The organism is Gynuella sunshinyii YC6258, from assembly GCF_000940805.1.
Taxonomy (GTDB): domain Bacteria; phylum Pseudomonadota; class Gammaproteobacteria; order Pseudomonadales; family Natronospirillaceae; genus Gynuella; species Gynuella sunshinyii.
Map to the genome: position 1 here is coordinate 4685824 of NZ_CP007142.1, position 21780 is coordinate 4707603.

Here is a 21780-nt window from a genome sequence, read left to right on the forward strand (position 1 = left end):
GTAAAAACAAATCAGCCGAACATGTAACTCATCTGACTGGTGATTACACTAAACTGTTGTTTTTACCAAAAACCAGGAAAACAAAATGAACATCACTGAGTTTTTTGCCAATCTATGGAATGACTATGTCCGTATGACCCCACAGGCGGATGCTATACAACAGGCATTCCAACAACGTGGTGAACAGGTCATCAATGACCATGTGGCTTTCCGAACATTTAAGCATTCCGCCGTCGAACTGGAGAGAATAGAACCTTTTTTATTCGATCTCGGTTATCAGCGTAACGAGCAATATCATTTTTCAGCCAAAAAACTCAACGCCTGGAGCTATATTCACCAGGATGAAAATCAGCCACTGATCTTTTTGAGTGAACTGCTGACGGATCAACTGTCCGCCCCCACCCAAGCGATTATCCGCTCCCTGACGGAGCAAATTGACCCAGGCAGTATCACAGACGCCAGCGTGTTTTATTCAGGCCGCCATTGGCAATGCCCTGACTATCAAACGTATCAAAGCCTGTTAGCAGAAAGTGAATACGCTGCATGGCTAAGTGTTTTTGGATTAAGAGCCAACCACTTTACAGTTGCGGTTCACAAGCTTCATAGCTTGAAAACACTGCCTGAGGTGAACGAATTTGTTGAGTCACTGGATTATGAATTAAATACCACGGGCTCCAAAATCAAAGGCTCCCCCGAGGTATTTCTGGAACAATCCTCAACGATGGCCAGTCACCAGGACGTGACATTCGGTGATGGCTCAACTTATCAGATCCCCACCTGTTTTTATGAATTCGCCCGCCGCTATTCTCTGCCCGACGGATCATTATTCAAGGGCTTTGTCGAAGCGAATGCCGACAAAATCTTTGACTCGACCAACGCCCGGCGCTGATCTTCCAGCCATACCGGTTTGCTGCCAACAGTGTACAATAGCCAATTTTGTACACTTGAGGCAGTTAGTTTTCTATGTCTGATTTACTTGTGATCCAGGAACTACTGGATTTTCTGGGCAAGTCTCCCACCCCTTTTCATGCAGTACAGCAAGTCACCGAACAGCTGCTCAAAGCCGGATATGTGCGACTGGATGAGAAACAGTCCTGGCAGCTCGCCCCCGAAGGCAAGTACTTTACCACCCGCAATGACTCCAGCCTTATAGCGTTTCATACCGGGCGTCATGATCCTACAGAAGCTGGTATCCGCATGATGGGGGCACATACCGACAGCCCCGCACTTAAGGTAAAACCTTCCCCAGTAACCATTAATAAAGGGTATCTGCAGCTGGCTGTTGAAGTATATGGCGGTGTTCTGCTCAACCCATGGTTTGACCGGGATCTGTCTCTGGCTGGACGCGTCAGCTATAAAACCAATGATGGCATTCTGAAAAATGCCCTGATTGATTTTCGCACCCCGATTGCCATTATCCCCAGCCTGGCCATCCACCTGGATCGGACTCAGAACGAAAGCAAAAAAATAAACCCTCAAACGGACCTTCCGCCTATTCTTGCACAAGTGTCCAACAGCGAAAATTTCAGTTTCGAATCCCTGTTAAAAGACCAGATCAATGATGATGCCTTGGCGGAGGTGCTCGACTGGGAACTGTTCTTTTACGATACCCAGCTACCTGCTGAAGTCGGTTTGAACAAGGAGTTTATCGCCAGTGCCCGGCTTGACAACCTGCTGAGCTGTTTCATTGGTCTGCAAAGTTTTATCAACTCCGATGCCAGCCAGCCAGCGCTGATTGTGTTCAATGATCATGAGGAAGTGGGAAGCGCATCTGCATCAGGTGCTGATGGCCCATTCCTGAAGCAGGTATTGGAAAGATGGATTGGCGACAGTGCCGAAACCTTTGTACAGACAATCAGTCGTTCGCTGATGATTTCCGTGGATAATGCCCATGGTGTTCACCCGAACTTTGCCAGTTGGCATGAACCCGATCACCAGCCGATTCTGAACAGCGGTCCGGTTATCAAAATAAACGCCAACCAACGTTATGCCAGCAACAGTACAAGCCAGGCTTTGTTCAGACACATTTGCCAGCAGGTTAATGTTCCGGTTCAGGTATTCGTCGTTCGCTCTGATCTCGCCTGCGGTTCGACCATCGGTCCGATCACTGCAACCAACCTTGGTGTCAATACCGTGGATGTAGGCGTTGCAACGTTTGCCATGCATTCTATTCGGGAAACTGCCGGCGCCAAAGATCCGTTATTGTTGCTTAAAGCTCTACAGCATTTTTTCAATTCAAGCAGTATCAGTGCATAGAGAGACAGTTGTGAATCATAATAACAATATTATTCCGGAGATTCCGGACTGTTATCCACGCGTGGGAAACAGTTTTACCCGTTGGTTTGGGAAATCAGTATTTGGCGCCATGGGATGGTCTATCAATGGAACATTTCCAGCTATTAATAAAGCCATCCTGGCGATAGCTCCCCATACTTCGAACATGGATTTTGTGGTTGGCATTTTTGCCAAATTCGCCATTGGCACCCGTATTCACTGGATAGGTAAGGATTCGCTATTCGTCTGGCCAGCAAAATATATGTTCACCCATTGGGGAGGCATTCCGGTCTGCCGAACTTCTCCTCAGGGCGTGGTCGACCAGCTGGTGGAATCGTTCAAACAGCACGATAAACTGCTGTTGGTTATTACCCCGGAAGGCACCCGCAAAAAAACCGAAAAACTGAAAACCGGCTTTATCCGCATTGCTCATACGGCCGATATTCCCATCTTTCCGATTGGCTTCGATTTTGGCAAAAAAAGGATCGAGCTTGGGGAACTGTTCTATGCCAGTGGTGATGTTGAAAAGGATGAACGGGAACTGAGGGATTATTTCAAGCGCTTTAAAGGATATGCCCCTGAAAACTACTGTGATTGAGACTGTCTCTTTCAGTTAATTTCAGGGATTTTCACACAATCCCCATGAAATACTTTTGAATGATCATCAGAAAGATCAGGACGATCTCTCTGATGATCATGCTATTACCCGGTGAATCCTCTCACACTGCTGACAATCCACTGGGTTAATACTCGGATCAATACCATTAATATTCCTGATACAAAAAATTATGAATCAGTTCTTTGCCACCTTCTGTGGCAAAAGATTCTGGATGGAACTGGATGCCATGGACAGGATAATCCTTATGTTTGACGCCCATTATTTCAAAACTCCCGCCTGCACGTATTTTTTCCAGGTTAGTAAAGTCCTTGCTTTCCAGGTTTCCAACAGCAGCAGTAACCGCCAAACAGTCAGGCAGACTTTCTGCCTCAGCAATTAGAGAGTGATAGCGCATAATTTCCAACTGATCAGGAATATTCTTAAACACCCCTTTGCCATCGTGTTGAATCGGACTGGTTTTTCCATGCATGGGTAACGGCGCTTTTATCACCCGGCCCCCAAAAACATGAACGATACCCTGCATCCCCAGGCATACCCCCAGCATCGGAATACTTGGCCCGAGTTCACGAATCACTGTGGCACAAATGCCGAAATATTTCTCATCATCCGGCGATCCAGGCCCAGGAGAAATAATGATTCGGTCAGGATTTAAAGCAGTGATTTGTGCCAGGCTCAGCTCATCATTACGTTTTACCGTAATGGCAAAATCCTGAATCCTGCCCTGATTTTTATCAGAGGTCAGGATCTCGCCAATATATTGATAAAGGTTATAGGTAAAGGAGTCATAATTATCGATGATCAACACATTCATTATAGAAACTCCTTATATTGCTCAGGCACATAAGGCTCCAATGCGCTACGGGTACCGGCAAACTTGCGTTGTATTTCCAGATACTCGTCTGCCGGATTGGAATCAAAAACGTTACCGCCGCATGTCTGCACATAGGCATTTTCGCCATTAACAAAGATCGTCCGAATGGGAATCGCAAAGGTGCAGTCCCCATTGAAAGAAAACTGCCCAACAGCACCACCGTATGGACCACGGCCGTCTGTCTCCAGATCATCAATGATCTTCATTGCTTCAATCTTGGGCGCACCAGTCAAAGTCCCGGCCGGGAAATTACTCGCCAGGGCAGAAAACATATCTTCAGATTCAGCCATGATGCCGACGATTTCACTGCTGATGTGCTGAACGTGGCTATAACGCTTGATGTCCATCAGGTTACGGACTTTTACCGTACCGAACCGCGCTACCCTGCCAATATCATTGCGATGCAGATCCACCAGCATATTGTGTTCGGCAATTTCTTTGGGATCATTCAACAGCACTCGCGCCAGCTGGACATCTTCCTGTGGAGTGGTTCCACGCCGCGTAGTACCCGCCAATGGAAATGTTTCCATTTCGCCCTGACGCACCCGGAATAACAGTTCGGGACTGGCACTGATAATCTTCTGCTCTGCAAACTTCACATAAAACATCTGCGGTGACGGGTTGATCTCCCGCATACGCTCATAGATATTGATGGTATCCCCAATCAGCCTGAAGCGTTTTTTAAAGCCCACTTCACACTGAAATATCTTGCCATCAACAATATCCTGTTTGACTTTAAGAACAGCAGACTCATGCTGTTCACGGGTCATGGTATCGCCGTTGGGAATAACCTGTAACGGGCCATTTCCATCATATGGTTGTTCCAGCAACTGCTTGACCAGATCAATGCGACTATTGTGATAGTAGAAATAGATCAGCTCGCCGGTCATCTTGTCGTAAATCAGACCATCTTTATATAAACCGAATTTGAAAGCATCAAAACTTTCGTTTGTTTTAAGTGTCAGACTTGGCTCAAAGTACCCCATCGCATCGTAGCCAAGATAACCAACCAGCCCACCAGCGTACTGCCTTGCCAATACATCCTGTGGCATGATCTCTCGAAGCAGATAATAAGGGTTATCACTGCTAAACGTTTCCACATTTCCTTGCTTATCCGCGATATGAAGCTGTTGCTCCTGAGCGTAAATAATCTGCTCCGGATCGAAGCCAATAATGGTATGCCGGGAGACGTAACTTTCCTCTCCGAGGGATTCGAGAATAAAACAAGACTCAAATTGCTTATCGATTTTTTTGAACAGCTCAAAATAATCACAGTCATCAGTAATTTTCTGGTACTTCGGCTTACGCGGCAGTTCTATTTTGGGGGGTGATTTGGCCATATTCATTCTCATTCGTAGTCGAGCTTCCGGGCCCTGGCACCTCGGGAAACCGTGGCAATTCCAACACCCAGCTCTTCAGCTATTTTCCTCTGCGGCACACCTGCTTCCAGCATTTTGAATATCTGTAATCGTTTGGTGATTTCAGTAAACTCTGCCGGGGTCAACAACTCCCTCAACGCCTGTTCCATTTGATCAGGAGTTTTAACAGCCAGCAGATACTCAATCAGGTCAGCGGTGTAATGATCTAGTGTTCTCATGTACTAGTATGCTATAACAATTTGGTTTATAGTCAATCACATCTTTTGAATGATATACGGACCCTTATTCGCAACATGTTACTGATGATTGATAACTATGACTCATTTACCTACACCATTGTTCAGTACTTCCGGGAGTTGGGTGAGACAGTGTCTGTTGTCAAAAATGATCAATGCGGAATCGCAGAATTAATCGCTATGAAACCTGACCGACTGGTGATTTCTCCCGGTCCCTGCACACCAAACGAATCCGGTATCTCAATTCCGGCGCTTTCACACTTTGCCGGACAAATTCCAATCCTTGGCATCTGCCTCGGCCATCAGTGTATCGGCCAGCACTTTGGTGCCCGAATTGTCAAAGCCAGACAGATTATGCATGGCAAGGTTTCCAGGATTTTTCACCGCCGGACAGGACTATTCAGTGAGTTGGAGAATGGCTTTCAAGCCACCCGTTATCATTCACTGGTTATTGCTCCGGACAGCCTTCCCGAGTGTCTGGAGATGACCGCCTGGACACGTGACCAGAATGATCAGATAGAAGAAATCATGGGCATCACCCACAAATCCCACGCGATTGTCGGAGTACAGTTTCATCCAGAGTCCGTTTTAACTCAGTCCGGTCATGCATTGTTAGCCAATTTCCTGAAAATCCATGAAAACAAACAACTAAAGAGTAGCGCCCTATGAACATGCAGGAAGCCATTGCCAAAGTCGTTTCCCTTCAACATTTAAGCCGCGCAGAAATGCAGAGCGTAATGCGCCTGATCATGACTGGCGAGTCCACATCTGCCCAGACTGGTGGCTTCTTGATTGCCCTGCGTATGAAAGGTGAAACCGTCGATGAAGTCACTGCAGCCGTCGAGGTCATGCGGGAACTATCCACCGGAGTCAAATATAATCATGAACATATGGTGGATACCTGTGGCACAGGTGGTGATGGTGCCAGTCTGTTCAATGTTTCCACCGCAGCGTCATTTGTGGTCGCTGCAGCTGGCGGCAAAGTCGCTAAACATGGCAATCGCAGCGCATCTTCCAATAGCGGCAGCGCGGACGTTCTTGAGCAGGCAGGAGTAAAAATCGACCTGACTCCGGATCAGGTGAGTCGTTGTGTGGATCAGGTAGGTGTGGGCTTTATGTTCGCCCAGTTACACCACCCCGCGATGAAGCACACTATTGGTCCGCGCAAAGAAATGAAAACCCGGACCATATTCAATATATTGGGTCCAATGACCAACCCGGCCGGTGCCACCAAGCAGGTAATCGGTGTTTTTAACAAGGAAGTGCAAAGTTTAGTGGCAGAAGTACTGAAAACCCTTGGCTCCAGACACATATTAGTGATTCACTCAGACGATGGCCTTGATGAAATCAGCATTGCCACAACGACCAGCGTGACCGAACTGAAAGACGGCAACATCCGCCAGTATCAGATCAGGCCGGAGGATTTTGGTATTGCTAACCGCAGCCTAGAGGGGTTACAAGCCCACTCTGCCGCTGAAAGTCTGACTTTGATAAAAGCAGCGCTTGCCAATGAATCTGGAGAAGCTGCTGATAAAGCCCGGGACATGATTGCATTAAATGCGGGTGCCGCCATCTATGCGGCCGATATAGCCAATTCTCTGACCGAAGGTGTCACAATGGCTCAGGATGCGATAGCCTCTGGCCAGGCTCTCAATAAGCTGGATGAGCTGATCGCGTTTACTGAAATTTTTGCATGAGCAACACTGTATGACAGAAATACCCACGATTTTGAAAAAAATAATTGATAAGAAATGGCAAGAAATTGAGGAAAGACAGGAAACGATCTCTATCAAACAACTGGAGGAACGGTTTTCCAACGTGGAATCTCCACGCGGTTTTGTCCGTGCCATTGAGAAAAGCATTGCACAGGGTCGCTCGGCGGTTATCGCTGAAATCAAAAAAGCATCTCCCAGTAAAGGTATTCTGCGGGAAAGCTTTGATCCGGAACAAATTGCCATATCCTATGAACAGGCTGGTGCCACTTGCTTGTCTGTACTGACAGACAAAGACTTTTTTATGGGTGGTAATGATTATTTGCGGGAAGCCCGAGCTGTTACCAAATTACCAGTCATCCGCAAAGATTTTATCGTAGATCCTTATCAGGTTTACGAATCCAGAGCACTGGGGGCAGATTGTATTCTGCTGATTGTCGCGGTATTGGATGACGAAAGCCTGGTAAACCTTAACAGTCTTGCGCACGAGCTGGGCATGGATGTTCTGGTAGAAGTACATGATCAACAGGAGCTGACCCGTGCCCTGCCATTGAACAACCGACTGATTGGTATCAATAACCGCAATTTACATACATTTGATGTGTCTCTGGACACCACTCACCAACTACTTGGCTCACTACCACAAGATGTTATCGTGGTTACTGAAAGTGGAATACACACCCATCAGGATGTTGCCGCCATGCGAGCTCATCACGTAAATAGTTTTCTCGTCGGAGAAGCATTTATGAAAGCAGATAATCCCGGTGAAAAACTGAGTGAGCTATTTTCTCTGGGAGAGCAATAGCGTGCCGTTGATCGTCAAAATTGTCTTGCTGGTTTTTCTTGGTGTCGCTGTACTGGTATGGTTTGCTGAACGCAATCCCGTACATATGGATGGGGATAAGGCTGCCCGTTATTCCAAATGGGCGATGATCCTAATCGGTCTGATAATGGTTGCATCACTAGTAAAATATTGCACAGGCCATTAGTTTGATACATGAAAAAACATATCAAAATATTTTTATCACCTTATAAAAACCCAAAAAAAAGCCAGACAATGTCTGGCTTTTTTGTTCCCGAGTTAAGCGATGTGCTTAACCGCGCGTACCATAAACGACCATGGTTTTACCCTTAACGGAAACCAATCCCTGCTCTTCGAGCCCTTTCAGAACCCTTCCGACCATTTCACGGGAACAGCCAACAATACGGCCGATTTCTTGACGGGTTATTTTTATCTGCATGCCATCCGGGTGAGTCATCGCATCAGGTTGTTTGCACAAATCCAACAATGTACGTGCAACCCTGCCTGTTACATCAAGAAAAGCGAGGTCTCCTACTTTACGGGTGGTATTCCGTAGGCGGGTAGCCATTTGCTCACCGATAAAATAAAGAATAGCCGGATCTTCTTTAGCTATTTCCCTGAACTTGGTGTAACTGATCTCAGCGACTTCACACTCAGTTTTCGTTTTAATCCAGGCAGAGCGCTCATCCATATGATCGAACAAGCCCATCTCACCAAAGAAGTCACCACTGTTCAGATAAGTCATAATCATTTCACGACCATCGTCGTCTTCGATGATGACTGAAACTGTTCCGCGTATGACATAATATAGCGAGTCGCTCTTGTCCCCGGCATAAATTAACGTAGTCTTCTGAGGATAACGTCTGCGATGGCACTGGGATAAAAAGTAATCCAAGTGGTTTGTTTCTATTTGATTTTTTATGTAATTGCTCATGTCTTTTTGTTTAGCCAACAAAGCATAAAACGATACACATTATGGACTCATCGTGCCAACTTCGCCATCCATAATCCCCTAAGGTGTCGATCTGTTCTTGTTTTTCAACAATTTGCTATGATCTACCCTAAACAATATAACCCCAATTCAGTGGAGATACCATGCAAGCAACAATTAGTTGGGATGGAAAAGCCAGGTTCACAGCCAGCTCAGGATCTGGACATAAAATCGTTATGGACGGCCCGCCAGACCACGGAGGAGAGAACCAGGGACCACGGCCAATGGAGATGATATTAATGGGTTTGGGAGGCTGTACCAGCTTCGATGTTATGAGCATTTTGCAAAAGTCTCGCCAGGAAGTTGTCGACTGTGTAGCAGAACTAAATGCAGAACGAGCCGATACCGTCCCTGCTGTATTCACCCACATTAATATCCATTTCAAAGTCACTGGTAAGAATCTGAAAGAGGCGACGGTAAAACGTGCAGTAGAACTCTCTGCCGAAAAATACTGCTCAGCTTCGATCATGCTTGAAAAAGCCGGGGTCAAAATACAACACTCTTATGAAATCATTTCAGTTCCAGAGTAGAACACTCGGATTTGGGCCATCCAACTAGACAAAAGATGGGCCTCACAGACCGAAAATGACAAACCTGAAAGCCGCTGATCGGCGGCTTATTCCATACAAACCTAGCTTTCAGCATTCGATATACAGAAATCGGTTTTTTTTTTGCTTGAGGTTATGGCGTCAGGATCTCGATATCTTCATAATACGCGGCCTTTTACAGGGGTGGCTGTTTGAATCCTCAGGATTTCAGCTCATCCGGGTTTGCTGGTCTCAAATGAGGTGAGTCGATGGACAACAAACTGAAGCTCTACGGTTTTAATAACCTGACGAAGTCATTAAGCTTTAATATCTATGACATTAACTATGCTAAGACCAAGCAGCATAAAGACGAATACATTGAGTACATTGACGAGCTCTACAATGCTGACCGTCTCACTCAGATACTAACCCAGGTTGTTGATATCATAGGCGCAAATGTTCTTAACATTGCCCGTCAGGATTACGATCCACAAGGCGCCAGCGTCACAATGCTGATCTGCGAAGAGCCTATTGAACCTCAACACAATCAGACCGATGAATCACCTGGGCCATTACCGGAAAGTGTCGTGGCGCATCTGGATAAATCCCATATTACGGTTCATACCTATCCAGAAAGTCACCCTGATAACGGAATATCCACTTTCAGAGCAGATATCGACGTGTCGACCTGTGGTGTTATTTCGCCGCTGAAAGCACTGAACTTTCTGATTCACTCTTTTGATTCAGATATCGTGACAGTTGACTATAGAGTCAGGGGTTTTACACGTGATACCCACGGCATGAAGCACTATATTGACCATGAGATTAACTCAATACAGAACTATTTGAGTGAAGATACGCGCAAAAGTTTTCAGATGATTGATGTAAACGTCTATCAGGAGAACATTTTCCATACCAAAATGCTCACCAAAAAGTTCAATATTGATGATTATCTGTTTGGTTCCGGTGCCGATGAGTTCAGTCCGGAAGAACTGGCATGGATTGAAAAACGTTTAAAACGGGAAATGCAGGAAATTTTTTATAGCCGGAATCTGGCTCAAATTCCCGACCTTTAACGTCGACTCCCACAAACTGGACAATGGGGTTTGGCTGCAAATCCCATTGCGCTCCATGTCCCGGTCTTGCCATCAAACAGCATTAATCTGTTTACCGCTGCAATCCCGACTCCTGATATCATTTTAATCACCTCAAGCGCCTGCATTGTTCCAACAATTCCCACTACAGGACCCATAACACCCGCTTCAGAGCAGTTCAGATTTTGTTCCATACCGGCTGGGTACAAACACTGATAACAACCAGAACCTGCCTCATAATCAAAACAGCATAACTGCCCTTCCCAACCTATAGCCGCTCCAGATACCAACTTAACGCCCTGTTCAAAACACAGCCGATTCAGGAGATGACGGGTTTCGAGGTTATCACTGCAATCAACCGCAACAGTACATCCACCCAATAGCTGAGAGGCATTTTCAGCATTAAAGCGTTGAACCACCGCTTCAACCATCACACCCGGGTTCAACTGCTCGATAAATCGCGCCGCAGACACCGCTTTCGCTTCTCCCTGCTGCTTATGAATCACCTGGCGGTGGAAATTGGTCATATCAACATGATCACCATCGACCACTCGAAGCCGCCCTACCCCCGCACCAGCCAGATACGGCAGCACCGCACTGCCAAGCCCTCCGGCCCCAACTACAAGAACAGTAGCTGCCAATAGTGCCTGCTGTCCGGCGATATCGAAATCCGGTAGCAAAATCTGCCGACTATATCTTAGCAGTTGCTCATCAAGCATTTATAACCTGCCAACGTGCGCGGGTTACACGCGGGTGATGTGCATAATCATTAAAACACTCAATATCGTGATAGCCAGCTGCAAGCAATAGCCTGGATAACTCATCCGCCTGCTCGAAACCATGCTCAAAAAACACCCAGCCACCGGGCTTCAATACCCTCTGAGCCTGCTGAATAATCGCCTTGAAATCTGCCAAACCATGATCATCGGCCACCAATGCGGTCCGAGGCTCAAAACGCACATCCCCCTGAGACAAGTGTGGGTCCATTTCATCGATATAAGGCGGATTGGAGACCAGAGCATCCAGAGAGAGGTCTTCAAAATCGCTCAGCCAGTCAGACAAAACCGGCTTTACATTGACCACTTGATGCCGGGCGATATTCTTTTCTGCCAACACAAGAGCATCCGGACTTTTTTCTACTGCAAACAGTTTCCAGCACCGTCGCTCTGTCGCCAATGCAATAGCCACCGCTCCCGTACCAGTCCCAAGATCAGCCACACTTAAAGATGCCGTTTCAGGCAGTGTTTCAAGGGTCACCTCAACCAGGCGTTCGGTATCCGCTCTAGGAATCAGAGTACTGGCACCGGTATAAAATGTTAGTGACCAGAATTCCTTCTCACCCAACAAATAGGCAACCGGGTGTCCCTGGCGACGCCGACTGATCAGACTCTCAAATTCAGCCATATTACTGGCAGATACTTTAACTTCCGAAAAAGCCAGCAAATACGTACGGCTTTCCCCCAAAACGTGGGCCAACAGAACCTGAGCATCCAACAGAGGAGTATCACTCCTGTTAACGATGTCGATTTCCGGGTCAGCCAGCTCCGTAACAGCCCATGTCAAAGCCTGTTCTATGGTTTTCATAAACTATCGTTCAATGCACTCAATTGTTCAGCCTGATGTTCCTGAATCAACGGTTCCACAATCAACTCCAGAGAACCGGTCATCACTTCGTCCAGACGATACAGAGTCAGGTTGATTCTGTGATCCGTAACCCGTCCCTGCGGGAAATTATAGGTACGTATACGCTCAGAACGATCACCACTGCCCACCAGGCTTTTGCGTTCTGCTGCCTGTTCACTGGCCAATGCCTCGTCCCGACTGCTTTTCAGTTTTGCGGCAAGCAAAGACATCGCCTTAGAGCGGTTTTTATGTTGCGACCGTTCGTCCTGACATTCAACCACAATACCCGTGGGTAGATGGGTCAGACGAATTGCAGAGTCGGTTTTGTTAACATGCTGCCCACCCGCACCGGATGCCCGAAAGGTATCAACCCTTAGATCATTCTTATCGATCTCCACTTCTTCCAGCTCATCAGCTTCGGGCATCACCACAACTGTGCAGGCAGAAGTGTGAATCCTTCCCTGAGATTCAGTCTCAGGCACCCGCTGAACCCGATGAGCACCACTTTCAAACTTCAACTCAGAATACACGGAGGCTCCAACGACTCGGGTGATGATTTCCTTGTATCCGCCATGTTCCCCGTCACTGGCGGAAATCACTTCTATTTTCCAGCCTTTATTCTCTGCATAACGGGAATACATGCGAAACAGGTCACCGGCAAAAATGGCAGCTTCATCACCACCGGTTCCAGCACGAATTTCCAGGTAAGTGTTTTTGTTGTCATTCGGATCTTTCGGTAGTAACTCTTTTTGCAGTTGCTGTTCCATCTGTTCCAACAGCTTTTCAACCTGAACCACTTCCTCGCGTCCCATTTCCCGCATATCTGGATCAGAGTCCTGGGCGAGTTGCCTGGCTTCCGCCAGATCCGCTTCAGCTGCCAGAAACTGACGGAAAGCTTCGATAACAGGTTCCAGCTCAGCATATTCCTGAGAATAAGGCCGGAATTTATTCTGATCGGCAATCACCGAGGCGTCAGACAACAGTGCAGACAGCTCATCAAAACGATCCTGCAACCCCTCAAGTTTTATCCGAATAGATTGTTTCATTCAGTTTTATCGTCCAGTTCAAATATTTCATTTACCCACATGAGAGCGTCATTACGACCTTCGGCCAATGCTTTACGCAGAAACGCAGACGGAGCATGTGCAAACTTGTTGGTCAGGCCATTCGCCAGTCCCTGGAGAACTTCTGACGGATCTTCACCATTGGTTATTCGCTTCAGGGCTTTATCCAATTCCCCTTTTTTCATTTCTTCAATTTTCAGGCGCATGGTTTTGATCGTATCGACGGCCGCCAGTGATTTCAGTGTCGACAAATATTTTTGTGTGTTGGCCTGAACAATTTCCTGCGCTTCCAGCGCCGCTTCTTCCCGCGAACGCATGTTCTCATCGATGACTTCACGCAGATCATCCACGGTATAAAGGTAAACGTCTGCCAACTCACCGACCTGCGCCTCAATATCCCTGGGCACCGCAATATCAACCATAAACATAGGCGCATGCTTGCGCTTCTTTAAAGCGACCTCTACCGCCCCTTTACCCAGAATAGGCAACTGACTGGCAGTTGACGAAATAACGATATCAGCTCGATGTAGATAATCAGGAATGTCACCCAGCATGATCGCTTCCGCACCAAATTGCTCTGCCAGAGACTGCGCCCTTTGCAAGGTGCGATTGGCGACGATGATTTTGGCAATGTTTTTCTCACACAAATGCCTTGCCACCAGATCAATAGTTTCACCAGCACCAATTAATAATGCGCAACATTGGTTGAGATCAGAAAAGATATGCGTACTCAAAGACACTGCCGCATAGGCAACGGAAACCGGATTCTCCCCAATGGCCGTATGGGTACGCACATGTTTGGCAACGGCAAAGCTATGCTGAAACAATCGGTTCAGCTGCTGACCCACAGTGTGGCTCTCTTGTGCCACGGCATAGGAACTTTTTAACTGCCCCAGGATCTGCGGCTCTCCAAGCACCATGGAATCGAGCCCACTCGCCACTTTAGCCAAGTGCTCAATAGCACTACCATCACGCAGCAGATAAGCCGAGTTCTTCAGTTCGTTGACTGATAAACCGTGGTACTCTGCCAGCCAGCCAATCAACTCAGTCAAACCGGTTTCGTCTGAAACAGCATCGCGCTCCAGATAACAGTAGATCTCACTACGGTTACAGGTAGACACAATCACTGCTTCACGAATATCCGGCAGAGAGCAAACCTGCTGATGGGCAGAAACCAGTCGGTCCGGGGAAAAGGCGACTTTTTCCCGTACTTCAACGCTGGCTGTTTTATGATTTATTCCAAAAGCGAAAAGCGCCATATAAAACTTAAGTAAAAATGCTCTCTAAAGAGTGGTATAAAAGGCGCGCAATTGTACACAATTAGAATCGATTTAGGGATTCAGTTATGCTCTTCTGGATTAAAAATAGCTAACTTACAGAAAAACAAACCACTAATAACCTCATTCATTAAATCAATTGCCAGGATCGACATGCTCGTAAAACAAACTCTTATGTTGGCCAGTTACACCTTGTTATCAGTATTAGTTGCGTCCTGCGCAGGCCAAGAAGTTGCCACGGATACCACCCCGCCTGTAACGGACCAGACAACACCCGCAACACAACCTGAACAATCATTATCTGCCAAACAATCACTGGATGGCCAAACTATCTATTCCGTGCTAACTGCCGAAATGGCCATAGATCGTGGTGAATACCCATTGGCCGGATCACTGTATTACCATCTGGCAGAGGAAACCCGGGATGCCGGGGCTGCTAAAAAAGCAGCCAATATCGCCCAGATGCTGGGAGATATGAAAGCAGCCAAAGCTGCTTCCGAAATATGGCTCGAATCGGAGCCGGATGATGTTCAGGCCAACCAATCAGCGACTCTGGCCAGCATTCGTCTGGGAGAACTGGATGATGCCAAAAAATACCTGGAGAGAACCCTGGCACTGAACCCAAAATCTTCTGCCGGTGTTTTTCTAAGCGACACATCAGCATTCAACGATGACGATCTGCGCTCGTTACAACAACTAATTACCAGTCTGACCGAACAATATAGCGACAATGCCAGCCTGTGGTTCTCTGATGCTGAATTGAAATACCATCTCAATAACACCACCGGGGCTTTGGAATCCATCAATCACAGCCTGAAATTGCAAAACACTATCGATGCTTATCTACTGAAGGCTCAAATTCTATTCCGCGATCAGCAGGACAAAAAAGCCATTGCAACACTCGATCAGGCATTGAAAGCTTTTCCACTGGAAAGAAGAATCGTGGTCTACAAGACCCAACAGTTATCACGCCTTGGGAGACCAGCCGATGCCATTCCAACGCTGCAGGATTATCTGGAACAGAATACCGATGACGAGCCCCTCATGGCACTGCTTGCCCGCATAGCCATTGATGCCAACGAACCTGAACTGGCACGCTCGCTGTACCAAACCCTGGAACAAAACAACACCTTCACGAACGAAGCCCATTACTATCTTGCACATCTCGACGAAAACAACGGTGATATTCAATCAGCCATGCAGCATCTAAAACGGATCACTCCATCGGAATACTATATTCCAGCCGTTTCGCAACAGGTGCAGATTCTCATGACTGAACAGAAAGTGGATGATGCACAGTCATTGCTGGATCAGCAGTTAAAAACTTATCCGGACCAACCCGCACTATACAATATATATGCAGGGCTGCTGAGTCAGAACGGCGCCAACTCTGAGGCGTTTGACAAACTAACCGAAGGGCTGAAGCAGTTCCCCGAGAACATTGAATTACTCTACAGCCGGGCTTTATTCGCCGAGCCATTGGGAAAACTGGATATTGTGGAACAGGACCTGCTGAAAGTTATCGAGCTGGAGCCAGATAACGCATCGGCCCTGAATGCACTTGGCTATACCTGGGCAGATCATAATATGAAGCTGGACCAGGCCCTCACGATGATAGAAAAGGCACACCAGTTAAACCCTGATGATGCAGCAACCATGGATAGCCTTGGTTGGGTGCACTACAGAATGGGCAACACTGAGCAGGCCATTAAATATCTCTCACAAGCTTTTAGCAAAAGCCCTAATCACGAAATTGCAGCCCACCTGGGCGAAGTACTTTATAAATCAGGTCAGATTGAAGAAGCAGAAAACGTATGGAAAAAAGGATATGAAGACAATCCTGACAGCACCATCCTGAATGACACTGTTCGTCGTATGAAAGGGCATTCATGAACCATATTCATGTGACATTTATGCTGTCTGCACTCCTGTTGCTATCAGGCTGTGCCCATCAGCAAGTTCTGACTGGCGGGGATAAATTTGAATGGAAACAACATTCAGAGCAGGTTAAGAACCTAAAAAGCTGGAATATGGATGGCAAGATGGGCGTCAGACAAGACAGCAAAGGTGCCAGTTTTAACGTGGCCTGGAAACAATATCCGACAGAATTTCAGCTGAGTCTCTCCGGACCACTGGGACAGGGAGCCGTCAGCGTATCCGGTGATCGATATGGGGTCACCATGATCGATAGCGATGGCACCGCGCACAAAGCCCGCTCCCTGGAACAACTTATGGCAGAAAATACAGACTTGATCCTGCCTTTGGCACAACTACCTTACTGGGTAAAGGGTATTGCGGATCCCCACTATCCGGCAACGATCAGCCTGAATGAAAACAACCTCGCAGGGCAACTAGATCAACTGGGCTGGACGGTCAGTTACCTTTCCTACTTCCAACTCACCCCCCCATTACCCCAGAAACTCAAATTTCAACAGGGTGAAAACAGCGGCAAACTGGTCATAAAACGCTGGGAATTCAGCGAAACCGGACGTTGAGCGAATGAATGAACCATTAAAACTGCTAAGCCCGGCCAAGCTGAACTTAATACTGCACATCAATCACCGCCTTGATAATGGATATCATCATCTTCAGACTCTATTCCAGCTTCTGAATTATGGCGATGAAATGTCCTTCTACAGCACAGAATCAGAATGCATCACCCTAACACCGGAGTTTCCTGGACTTCCGCTGGAACAAAACCTGATTTACAAAGCCGCCAGGTTGTTACAACAGCACACCGGTTGTCATTTTGGCTGCAACATTCAAATCACCAAAAAACTGCCTCAAGGTGGCGGCGTTGGCGGTGGCAGTTCCAATGCAGCTACTACACTGGTTGCCTTAAACCATTTATGGCGGACACAACTGAAAGCTGATGAACTGGCAAAACTTGGACTTCAACTCGGTGCCGATGTACCAGTATTTGTACACGGGCACAGTGCCTGGGCCGAAGGCGTAGGCGAAAAACTAATCCCTGTTGACTTGCCACATAAATGGTTTCTGGTAATCAAACCAAACACTCACGTGGCAACAGCGCAAATATTCCGTCATCCGGATTTGACACGAAACACCCCTCTCATCACAATACACACCGCGCTGACCCAGGATGGCCAAAATGACTGTGAAAATCTGGTCCGAAGCCTTTATCCCGAAATAGAGAAAGCTTTTAAACGGCTGGCGCAATACGGAACACCGAAACTGACAGGCACTGGAGCTTGTGTCTACACGGAGTGTTCAAGCAAGGCTGAGGCCGAACAAATTCTGGCGGACATTTCACCGGAGTTTGAAGGCTTTGTTGCCGAAGCGATGAACAAATCTCCGTTGAGCGAGTTGTTGACCCGCTGACACAATCACAACCAAGAAATCTACCGAAATCCATAACTGAGTAATGACGCTATATTCAGATGGCTTTCGCTAGCTTTTTTTTAGTTCCATGCCTTAATGACAGAAACAGGTGAACCGCGTGTCGAAAATGATGATATTTACTGGGAATGCCAATCCCGAACTTGCCCGCAAAGTGACAGAACGTCTGGACATCCCCCTGGGAGATGCGACTGTCAGCAAATTCAGCGATGGAGAGATCGCTATAGAGCTCAATGAAAATGTTCGTGGCGCGGACTGTTTCATCCTTCAATCCACCTGTCAGCCCAGTAATGACAACCTAATGGAACTGTTGTTGCTTGCAGATGCCTTAAGGCGGGCTTCTGCCAGTCGCATTACCGCTGTCGTTCCTTATTTTGGTTATGCTAGACAGGATCGTCGCCCACGTTCTGCACGAGTACCAATTTCTGCCAAAGTCTGTGCGGACATGATGACGGTTATCGGTATCGACCGGATTCTTACGGTTGACCTTCACGCGGATCAGGTTCAGGGCTTCTTTTCTATTCCGGTCGACAACATTTATGGCTCCCCCATCCTTCTCGATGACATCGAGAAACAAAACTACGAAAAGAAAATCATCGTATCTCCTGATGTAGGTGGCGTGGTAAGAGCACGAGCAATTGCCAAGCAGCTGGATTCCGAACTGGCGATCATCGACAAACGCCGCCCTAAAGCCAATCAACTGGAAATTATGAATATCATCGGTGATGTCCAGGGACGAACCTGCATACTGGTTGACGATATGGTCGATACAGCAGGAACCTTGTGCCAGGCGGCAGAGGCGCTAACGAAATTTGGTGCAGAGAAAGTAGTTGCCTATGCAACCCACCCGGTTCTCTCCGGACCGGCGATAGAGCGTATCAATAACTCCAGCATAGAGTTGGTAGTGACGGACACAATCAAACTCTCGGAAGCTGCAAAAAACTGTGATAAGATCCGCCAGCTTTCGCTATCGGGGGTGCTTGCAGAAGCAATCCGACGCGTCAGCAACGAAGAATCAATCAGTGCAATGTTTCGTTAATTAGCCTCATTTTCGACGCAATTAGCAACAAAATACTGACAAGGGGAAATTAAAAACCCCACCCTTTACAACCCGAAATCACTGGTCGCGGTGAACTCGGGTTTTTGTATTTTTATTTGGAGTTAAATCAATGTCAGAAATAATTTTAAACGCTGTCTCTCGTACAGAGCTGGGCAAAGGTGCGAGCCGCCGCCTGCGTAAACTAGGCAACGTGCCTGCCATCGTTTATGGCGGCAAAAAAGAACTGGCACCTGCTGCCGTTACCCTTAAGAGCAACGAGTTGAAGAAAGCAGCCGAAAGCGAAGCCTTCTTTTCTTCTGTATTAAGCCTGTCTATTGATGGCAAAGCAGAATCAGTTGTTCTTATGGACGTGCAACGTCATCCCGCAACTGATGCATTTATTCACGTCGATTTCGAGCGTGTTGACGCATCCACAGTCATTCATAAAGTTGTACCTTTGCACTTCCTGAATGAAACCACTTGTGTGGGCGTTAAAGTGGGCGGTGGTAAAATTCAGCACAACCTGACTGAAGTTGAAGTTACCTGTAAGGCTACCAACCTGCCAGAATTTATCGAAGTGGATATGGCCAAAGTAGAAGCTGGTCACGTGGTACATTTATCAGAATTGGTTCTGCCACAAGGTGTTGAACTGGTTGCCCTGCAGCACGACAGCGATCAGCCAGTATGCAGCGTTGTGAAGAAAGCAGGTGGTGATGATTCTGAAGCCACTGAAGAAAGCGCCGAATAATTCTTCCTGCGTTAGTTTAACTAAGGCCCTTTGAAGGGCCTTTTTTATCTCTGCTCTTAACCTCAATGGACGAAACTATGACCGATAGCATTCGCCTGATTGTAGGCCTCGGCAACCCGGGCCCGGAATATCACCACACCCGACACAATGCCGGATTCGACTTCGTAGATTTCCTGGCAGAACAACACAATGGTCGCTGGCAAAGCGATAAAAAGTTTTTCGCCGAGATATGCCGGATAACCGCTGACGGCCAGGAGATACTGCTACTGAAACCCCAAACGTTTATGAACAGAAGCGGAAAGTCCGTTGCCGCCGTCACCAATTTCTTCAAACTGACATTGGACAATATTCTGGTGGCCTATGACGAACTCGATCTGCCACCCGGCGTAGCCAGATTAAAAGTGGGAGGCGGTCATGGCGGTCATAACGGTATGCGCGATATTATCACCTGCCTGGGGAATCAGCGCGACTTCAAACGACTCAGGATCGGTATTGGTCATCCCGGTCACTCCAGTCAGGTTGTGGGTTACGTATTGGGTAGAGCCCCACAAGCAGAATCCGGACTGATTGAATTGGCGATGGTGGAAGCCGCTCGCAATTTGAACCTGATCATCGGCCAATGGCATAGAGCGATGACAGAATTAAACAGTTTTAAAGCAAGCAAATAGCATATAAAGCATCATTTCAGGAGAATTTCATGGGCATTCGCTGTGGCATTGTTGGCCTGCCAAACGTTGGTAAATCGACTTTATTCAATGCTTTGACAGAAGCAGGCATTGACGCCGAAAACTTTCCATTTTGTACCATTGAGCCCAATACCGGCGTCGTTCCCGTTCCCGACCCACGGCAGGACAAGTTAAGTGAAATCGTTAAACCGGAAAGAACGGTTCCCACTACCATGGAGTTCGTGGATATCGCCGGTCTGGTTGCCGGGGCATCCAAAGGTGAAGGGCTCGGGAATCAATTCCTTGCCAATATCCGTGAAACTGACGCCATTGCCCATGTTGTACGCTGTTTCGAAGACGAAAACATTATTCACGTCGCCAACAAAATTGATCCACTGGCAGATATTGAAGTGATCAATACTGAACTGGCACTGGCAGACCTCGAAAGCGTTGAAAAGCAATACGTAAAACTACAGAAGAAAGCCAAAGGTCAGGACAAGGAAGCCCAGAAACTGCTAACCCTTCTGGATAAGGCAAAACCGCATCTGGATCAAGCCAAGCCCATTCGTTCTCTGGAGCTCAGTGAAGAGGAGCTGCTGATACTGGATAAGGAATTTCATTTTTTGACCAGCAAACCAACCATGTACATTGCCAACGTTGCGGAGGATGGGTTCGAAAATAACCCTCACCTGGACAAAGTCATAGCTCTGGCAAAAGAAGAAGGTGCAGAAGTTGTTGTGATTTGCAACAAACTGGAATCAGAAATCGCAGAACTGGAAGACGAAGAAAAAGGTGAATTTCTACAGGATCTCGGTTGGGAAGAACCTGGCCTGCATCGTGTTATTCGAGCGGGTTACAAACTTCTGGGTCTGCAAACCTACTTTACCGCCGGCGTCAAAGAAGTTCGTGCCTGGACAGTAAAAGTCGGCGCAACTGCACCGAAAGCTGCGGCAGTAATTCATACCGACTTCGAAAAAGGCTTCATTCGTGCCGAAACGATCTCCTACGAGGATTTCGTCAAATACAATGGTGAGGCCGGAGCCAAAGAGGCTGGAAAATGGCGCCTGGAGGGCAAAGATTACATCGTTCAGGATGGTGACATCATGCATTTCCGTTTCAACGTCTGATACATGATCGTTTATGTTTATTATCCGCTGCGGGAACGCCTCACAGCGGATCTACTCAGGGACCTGATGATAGAGGACTGGCCAAAAGCTCACATTTCTATTCTGATAGATAGACTAATTGACGACCATCCCTTACCCCATTTTCACTGCAAGCTCCCCGAACATGACACAGATGCATTTGTCGACTGGCTGAAGCCCCGCAAAGGGGTCCTCAGCATTCGAATAGACGTTACTGCAACAAAATCGATATGGTTGGGGCGAAAGCTCTAAAAACCGCCCTCTCATCTGTTTTGGCAGATGTCACCGCGATAGTCAGTTTATCCATCCAGGGAAACTGACCATTACTCGATATCATCTGTCGACTTTCCATCA

General features: G+C 47.3%; 23 protein-coding genes. 15 read left to right on the forward strand and 8 right to left on the reverse strand.

Annotation, left to right across the window (positions count from 1 at the left end; genetic code table 11):
• The first annotated feature begins 85 nt into the window (after positions 1 to 85).
• The 3 genes from YC6258_RS19500 (at position 86) to YC6258_RS19510 (ending at position 2872) form a co-directional block, all read left to right on the forward strand.
• Entirely contained in the window at positions 86 to 889 is an 804-nt protein-coding gene (locus YC6258_RS19500) for a DUF1338 domain-containing protein (protein WP_044618402.1), read from the forward strand.
• Between the two features lie 74 nt (positions 890 to 963).
• Complete coding sequence (locus tag YC6258_RS19505; RefSeq protein ID WP_044618403.1) at positions 964 to 2256, forward strand: M18 family aminopeptidase; 1293 nt, start codon at positions 964 to 966, stop codon at positions 2254 to 2256.
• Between the two features lie 10 nt (positions 2257 to 2266).
• Entirely contained in the window at positions 2267 to 2872 is a 606-nt protein-coding gene (locus tag YC6258_RS19510) for a 1-acyl-sn-glycerol-3-phosphate acyltransferase (protein ID WP_052830424.1), read from the forward strand.
• Between the two features lie 166 nt (positions 2873 to 3038).
• On the opposite strand, the gene YC6258_RS19515 is transcribed toward YC6258_RS19510, so the two are convergent.
• Genes YC6258_RS19515 through YC6258_RS19525 form a run of 3 tightly spaced genes read right to left on the reverse strand, consistent with a single transcriptional unit; the run spans position 3039 to position 5361 of the window.
• Positions 3039 to 3704, reverse strand: a complete 666-nt coding sequence (locus tag YC6258_RS19515) for an anthranilate synthase component II (protein ID WP_044618404.1) — start codon at positions 3702 to 3704, stop codon at positions 3039 to 3041.
• On the reverse strand, positions 3704 to 5104 hold the full coding sequence (locus YC6258_RS19520) for an anthranilate synthase component I family protein (protein WP_044620228.1): 1401 nt from the start codon (positions 5102 to 5104) through the stop codon (positions 3704 to 3706). The genes YC6258_RS19515 and YC6258_RS19520 overlap by 1 nt, the downstream gene beginning before the upstream one ends.
• 8 nt (positions 5105 to 5112) lie before the next feature.
• Positions 5113 to 5361, reverse strand: coding sequence for a Trp family transcriptional regulator (locus YC6258_RS19525; RefSeq protein WP_044618405.1), 249 nt, complete (start codon positions 5359 to 5361; stop codon positions 5113 to 5115).
• Between the two features lie 75 nt (positions 5362 to 5436).
• Between YC6258_RS19525 and YC6258_RS19530 the strand changes: the two genes are divergently transcribed.
• Genes YC6258_RS19530 through trpC form a run of 3 tightly spaced genes read left to right on the forward strand, consistent with a single transcriptional unit; the run spans position 5437 to position 7896 of the window.
• Entirely contained in the window at positions 5437 to 6048 is a 612-nt protein-coding gene (locus tag YC6258_RS19530; RefSeq protein WP_044618406.1) for an anthranilate synthase component II, read from the forward strand.
• Positions 6045 to 7076, forward strand: a complete 1032-nt coding sequence (trpD, locus tag YC6258_RS19535; protein ID WP_044618407.1) for an anthranilate phosphoribosyltransferase — start codon at positions 6045 to 6047, stop codon at positions 7074 to 7076. Before YC6258_RS19530 ends, trpD begins: the two co-directional genes overlap by 4 nt.
• Before the next feature lie 10 nt (positions 7077 to 7086).
• A complete protein-coding gene (trpC, locus tag YC6258_RS19540) occupies positions 7087 to 7896 on the forward strand; it encodes an indole-3-glycerol phosphate synthase TrpC (protein WP_044618408.1) in 810 nt (269 codons plus the stop codon).
• A 289-nt stretch (positions 7897 to 8185) separates the two neighbouring features.
• On the opposite strand, the gene crp is transcribed toward trpC, so the two are convergent.
• A complete protein-coding gene (gene crp / locus YC6258_RS19550) occupies positions 8186 to 8827 on the reverse strand; it encodes a cAMP-activated global transcriptional regulator CRP (RefSeq protein ID WP_044618410.1) in 642 nt (213 codons plus the stop codon).
• A gap of 161 nt (positions 8828 to 8988) precedes the next feature.
• On the opposite strand from crp, the gene YC6258_RS19555 reads away from it, so the two are divergent.
• Together YC6258_RS19555 and speD are read left to right on the forward strand one after the other, a co-directional pair.
• Complete coding sequence (locus tag YC6258_RS19555) at positions 8989 to 9414, forward strand: OsmC family protein (protein ID WP_044618411.1); 426 nt, start codon at positions 8989 to 8991, stop codon at positions 9412 to 9414.
• Between the two features lie 266 nt (positions 9415 to 9680).
• Positions 9681 to 10487: an adenosylmethionine decarboxylase gene (speD, locus tag YC6258_RS19560; RefSeq protein WP_044618412.1), complete on the forward strand. Its 807-nt coding sequence runs from the start codon at positions 9681 to 9683 to the stop codon at positions 10485 to 10487.
• Here speD and YC6258_RS19565 read toward each other — a convergent pair.
• Genes YC6258_RS19565 through hemA form a run of 4 tightly spaced genes read right to left on the reverse strand, consistent with a single transcriptional unit; the run spans position 10484 to position 14451 of the window.
• Positions 10484 to 11224 carry a HesA/MoeB/ThiF family protein gene (locus tag YC6258_RS19565; RefSeq protein ID WP_044618413.1) on the reverse strand — a complete coding sequence of 247 codons (741 nt, stop codon included), beginning with the start codon at positions 11222 to 11224 and terminating at the stop codon, positions 10484 to 10486. The two genes, speD and YC6258_RS19565, sit on opposite strands and share 4 nt — an antisense overlap.
• Entirely contained in the window at positions 11217 to 12089 is an 873-nt protein-coding gene (prmC, locus tag YC6258_RS19570; protein WP_044618414.1) for a peptide chain release factor N(5)-glutamine methyltransferase, read from the reverse strand. The genes YC6258_RS19565 and prmC overlap by 8 nt, the downstream gene beginning before the upstream one ends.
• Complete coding sequence (gene prfA / locus YC6258_RS19575; RefSeq protein ID WP_044618415.1) at positions 12086 to 13174, reverse strand: peptide chain release factor 1; 1089 nt, start codon at positions 13172 to 13174, stop codon at positions 12086 to 12088. The genes prmC and prfA overlap by 4 nt, the downstream gene beginning before the upstream one ends.
• Complete coding sequence (hemA, locus tag YC6258_RS19580; RefSeq protein WP_044618416.1) at positions 13171 to 14451, reverse strand: glutamyl-tRNA reductase; 1281 nt, start codon at positions 14449 to 14451, stop codon at positions 13171 to 13173. Before hemA ends, prfA begins: the two co-directional genes overlap by 4 nt.
• A gap of 171 nt (positions 14452 to 14622) precedes the next feature.
• Here hemA and YC6258_RS19585 point away from each other — a divergent pair, with 171 nt between their 5' ends.
• The 7 genes from YC6258_RS19585 to ychF all read left to right on the forward strand — a co-directional run bounded on the left by YC6258_RS19585 (position 14623) and on the right by ychF (position 21408).
• Positions 14623 to 16362 carry a tetratricopeptide repeat protein gene (locus YC6258_RS19585; RefSeq protein WP_044618417.1) on the forward strand — a complete coding sequence of 580 codons (1740 nt, stop codon included), beginning with the start codon at positions 14623 to 14625 and terminating at the stop codon, positions 16360 to 16362.
• The gene (gene lolB, locus YC6258_RS19590; RefSeq protein WP_044618418.1) at positions 16359 to 16964 is read left to right on the forward strand and encodes a lipoprotein insertase outer membrane protein LolB; all 606 of its coding nucleotides are present in this window, start codon (positions 16359 to 16361) and stop codon (positions 16962 to 16964) included. The genes YC6258_RS19585 and lolB overlap by 4 nt, the downstream gene beginning before the upstream one ends.
• 4 nt (positions 16965 to 16968) lie before the next feature.
• The gene (gene ispE, locus YC6258_RS19595) at positions 16969 to 17811 is read left to right on the forward strand and encodes a 4-(cytidine 5'-diphospho)-2-C-methyl-D-erythritol kinase (protein ID WP_044618419.1); all 843 of its coding nucleotides are present in this window, start codon (positions 16969 to 16971) and stop codon (positions 17809 to 17811) included.
• 130 nt (positions 17812 to 17941) lie between these two features.
• Positions 17942 to 18868: a ribose-phosphate pyrophosphokinase gene (locus YC6258_RS19600; protein WP_044620229.1), complete on the forward strand. Its 927-nt coding sequence runs from the start codon at positions 17942 to 17944 to the stop codon at positions 18866 to 18868.
• 130 nt (positions 18869 to 18998) lie between these two features.
• Positions 18999 to 19616: a 50S ribosomal protein L25/general stress protein Ctc gene (locus YC6258_RS19605; protein WP_044618420.1), complete on the forward strand. Its 618-nt coding sequence runs from the start codon at positions 18999 to 19001 to the stop codon at positions 19614 to 19616.
• 77 nt (positions 19617 to 19693) lie between these two features.
• Positions 19694 to 20284 (forward strand): aminoacyl-tRNA hydrolase, encoded by a 591-nt coding sequence (gene pth / locus YC6258_RS19610; RefSeq protein WP_044618421.1) that lies wholly within the window; start codon positions 19694 to 19696, stop codon positions 20282 to 20284.
• A gap of 29 nt (positions 20285 to 20313) precedes the next feature.
• Positions 20314 to 21408 (forward strand): redox-regulated ATPase YchF, encoded by a 1095-nt coding sequence (gene ychF, locus YC6258_RS19615; RefSeq protein ID WP_044618422.1) that lies wholly within the window; start codon positions 20314 to 20316, stop codon positions 21406 to 21408.
• Positions 21409 to 21780: the final 372 nt, after the last annotated feature.